Below are 3,394 nucleotides of genomic sequence, written 5' to 3'. Positions count from 1 at the left end.
TCCGCAACCCCGACCAGCTCCGACGACCCGAGCGCTACCAGCAGAGCACGCCGATCAAAGGGGTCCCTTTTGGAGGCCGATAGGGGGTCCCAGTCAAACGCCGATTGACATACCGGTTGGCATCCGACAAAAGGAGGTCCGCAGTGCGCCGCCGCGCCCCGCTAACACGAAGGCCAAGTCGATTAAAAATCTGGTCGGCTCGCGCACCGGTAGGAAGCTATAGCTTGAAGCTATCGCCTTTGCCCGAAGCTCTAAATCTTCCGATAGGTGACATGCGCCTTCGCAAACGGAATGGCTGCACGCCCCGCGCTACCTCGCACGATGCAAGCCTGGTCATCGATCGCTTAAAACGAATCGCCGAAATTCAATTCGAATAACTTACCGCAAACTTGCGGCGCGTGTGCCGCGCGTGCACTTCCAATCGAACACCGCAACCGGCTTGCTCGCCACAATGGCCTCACCGTCGAGTCGGTTTTCCAACCCGGTGTACTTGCCTTCGTCCATCTTGCGTATAGTCCACCGCAAAGTGGCGCTGGTTTTTCTTATCTGTCGCAAGTTCTCCCCGGCGATGGGTGCCCAACGAATTCCACTTCATCGCCAGGCAGCCAGCGAAGCGCTGCACCTACTCGTCTATACCCGCCTCTTCTTCCTTCTGTCTCTTGTAGCGACCGTAGTCCCAGAATGGACCGACAGAATAGATACAATCCAACTCCGTCGTGATCACGGGCTTACCCGGCCGTGATACGACCTCCCTCAAGGAGGCAAAGTTTGGATGTCGCCTCACCCAAGAAGGCCCCTCCTCCTTCCACTGCTTCAAAGCTTCGGATTTGGTCCGATGGTAATGATTGAGCGCGAAGTTTCCCTTAGGGCCATCCTCTCGGTAAAAACTAAGTACGATCTGCCAGCTTCGAGTAGTTGAAGCTTTGGGTTTGCGCTTCGCCTTTGCTTTGGTCTCTACCATTTTAGCCTTTGTCACCAATCGGCCCCCCCCGCTCCTGAACGCCATAGTTCACGAAAACGCGCAGTTTGCCGAGGTGCGAAACAAACCTCAAGGCGTGAAATCATTTGAAGATTGACCGAGCAACCCACTACCTTGTCATCATTCTTGCAACTGCGAAAGACAATGATGACCTACCAGATTCTCGACGACAACGATCAGTTCATGGATGCACGTACAGAGCTCGATGCAAGAGGGCTAACCGTTCATAGTCGTGGAGGCAGCACCGCTCGGGCAAACGTCACAAACGCGCAATACGGTCCTGCTCTTCGTCTTGTCTTGCGCCGCATTGCTTATTCCCATCTTCCGTTCGAAGCCGCTTGGGTAGATAGTTTCGATGCGCAGCGCCTTCCCGTTGAAGAGCGCATTATTCTCTCGCGAGGCGAACTTGATGCTGAGGGATCAACTGCATTCACATTGATGTCCAAGCGGATGAAGCTCGTCGGACAGCGCAAGGGCTTAAAGGGCGGCAATTCGACCAAGAGGATTCGTATCCAGTTCTCAACTGAAGTAGCGCTGTCGGAACTCACAGATAAACTTCGTCTTGTTCATGTCGCCGATATTATTGACCGGCTCCCCACCAACTTGTTTGAGACGATCAACGCTGAACATATCTGGAACGCACTTGAAAAATTGCGTCAGCCCGAATTTGAACACGCCTACGGGCCGTCAACAGACTATGACCTTGTAACGGACCAAGGCGAGCGTTTCCCGCCAAAAGCGGTGTTTGGTCTAGCCGCCACGGAGGCATTGTCGTTTAACGTGCTGCCGAAGCACTTCTCTGGCGGGCTAGGCACAATCTGCTTCCGAACTCTCGAGCGGGCTGGATACATCATTGTTCCGAAAAATCAGCCTACTGAACTACCAGACTTCTCGACTTCCAACGAGGATCGCCTTTGGACTGAAGGCAAGCCTCGCCTAGTCGCTCATCTAAGAAAAGAGCGAGCTTCCGGGCTTGCACAAGCAAAGAAGGACTCATTTTTACGCAAGCATGGTCGTCTATTCTGTGAACGCTGTCAGATGGACCCAATTGCAAAATACGGCGGGCCGCACGGTCTTGCATGTATCGAAGTCCATCACGGTGCTGTCCTGGTGGAGGACATGACGGAAGGGCACAAGACAAAGCTCGACGACTTGGAATGCCTCTGCGCCAACTGTCACCGAGTAGAGCATCGGCGGATAAAGATCGAGCTGGAGACCCAGAACCGGTAATTCGAGTTATTAGCCGTCTTCCTTTCTCCGCTCCGCGCCGTGTTGCGGATGTTTGTAACCGGCGGTCCACCGATGCGGGGTGGTGGCGGCATGCCCCCAACGCATCAGCGCAAGCTCGATGCCGTGATCGGTGTTGCGAACTACAGGTGCCGGATAATCCGGGAAAACACCGGGTAACGGCGCAAGGTTGCCGACGTATCGATTAACGACGCGGAAGAGCGCGGCAATGGCGGCTTGGTTCGTGGTAATGCTGTATAGGTTGCACATCTTATCGAAGCGGATGCATCCCGCGAGTATTTTCGGTCAAGATATCTTCTAAGACTTCAGGCTTCCAAACCAGCCCGAGTTGAACGCCCAATTCATCTTCACCAATTCGCCCTGAATAGACTCCTGCGAACTTCGTCATCGTTCCGATGAGGCTATCCCCAGCAAGGGTGCCACCTTCGCCAGTCAATAGAATGCCTGAGTGTCGTACGATAACAGGCGATCCAGACATCCCATCACGAGTTGCGGTATCAATAAGAAACGCGGGCATGTCCCTCCAGTTATAATCGGGTTCTGAGGCGACGGCCCCGCGCTTCCAGATAGGTGTTCTACCTGGCCCAATCATCCCTTTTGGATATCCCAAAACGAAGCAATCCATTCCAGCCGCCACATGCAATTGAGGACTTTGATCCACTTCATTTATGGGAATGTTTGCCCACTCTCCCAATTCAGACTGCGAAAGCTTAACCGCAACAACATCGACATTTTGACGAGTGCTGTGTTCGTACCATATGGGCGAACCTGAGGAGTACAAATCCAACCGCCCTTCGTAATTTGCGATAGCAACTGTTGAACCGGCAGTCGGATTACCAGCGCCATCGACCGATTGTTTATAGCGGAAAACTAAAACGTCAGGGAAAGCCCCAAGAGGCTGGAAAGTAGAAGGGTCAAGCCCGGTAAGGGCGTGCCAATTGGTTATGAGATAAAGGTTGTCTTCGCGCCTGTAGAAGAAACCGGTTGCCAATCCACAGGAAACGGGTTGGCCGTTTTCGTGCGCAAATAGTTCGATGTGTGCAACCGTTCTGGAATAGAGCTATGGCTGATTTTGGGTGACGCGGCCTGATCAGGCGGCGTGGCTTTCAGTGTTCGGAATGACTTCGATTCCGTCGATGAACTTTACACCGGCGATGACTTTCGGCA

Annotated in this window: 3 protein-coding genes and 1 pseudogene; 1 reads left to right on the top strand and 3 read right to left on the bottom strand. The window is 53.5% G+C overall.

All coding sequences use genetic code 11. The annotated features are described in order from the left end of the window. Positions 1-378: 378 nt before the first annotated feature. Positions 379-504 (bottom strand): hypothetical protein, encoded by a 126-nt coding sequence (locus tag QJT78_RS49560; RefSeq protein ID WP_281460804.1) that lies wholly within the window; start codon positions 502-504, stop codon positions 379-381. A 619-nt stretch (positions 505-1,123) separates the two neighbouring features. On the opposite strand from QJT78_RS49560, the gene QJT78_RS49555 reads away from it, so the two are divergent. Then, complete coding sequence (locus QJT78_RS49555; protein ID WP_049808040.1) at positions 1,124-2,209, top strand: HNH endonuclease; 1,086 nt, start codon at positions 1,124-1,126, stop codon at positions 2,207-2,209. 38 nt (positions 2,210-2,247) lie between these two features. Here the strand turns inward: QJT78_RS49555 and QJT78_RS49550 are convergent. Together QJT78_RS49550 and QJT78_RS49545 are read right to left on the bottom strand one after the other, a co-directional pair. Beyond that, a pseudogene (locus QJT78_RS49550) lies at positions 2,248-2,476 on the bottom strand (SOS response-associated peptidase); the annotation flags it as partial. A 1-nt stretch (position 2,477) separates the two neighbouring features. Next, positions 2,478-3,218, bottom strand: coding sequence for a trypsin-like peptidase domain-containing protein (locus tag QJT78_RS49545; protein WP_281460803.1), 741 nt, complete (start codon positions 3,216-3,218; stop codon positions 2,478-2,480). Positions 3,219-3,394: the final 176 nt, after the last annotated feature.

The organism is Bradyrhizobium sp. Mp27 (assembly GCF_029953005.1).
GTDB classification, from domain to species: domain Bacteria; phylum Pseudomonadota; class Alphaproteobacteria; order Rhizobiales; family Xanthobacteraceae; genus Bradyrhizobium; species Bradyrhizobium barranii.
Note: the sequence above shows the minus strand (reverse complement) of the source record. Positions and strands in the feature narration are given on the sequence as shown.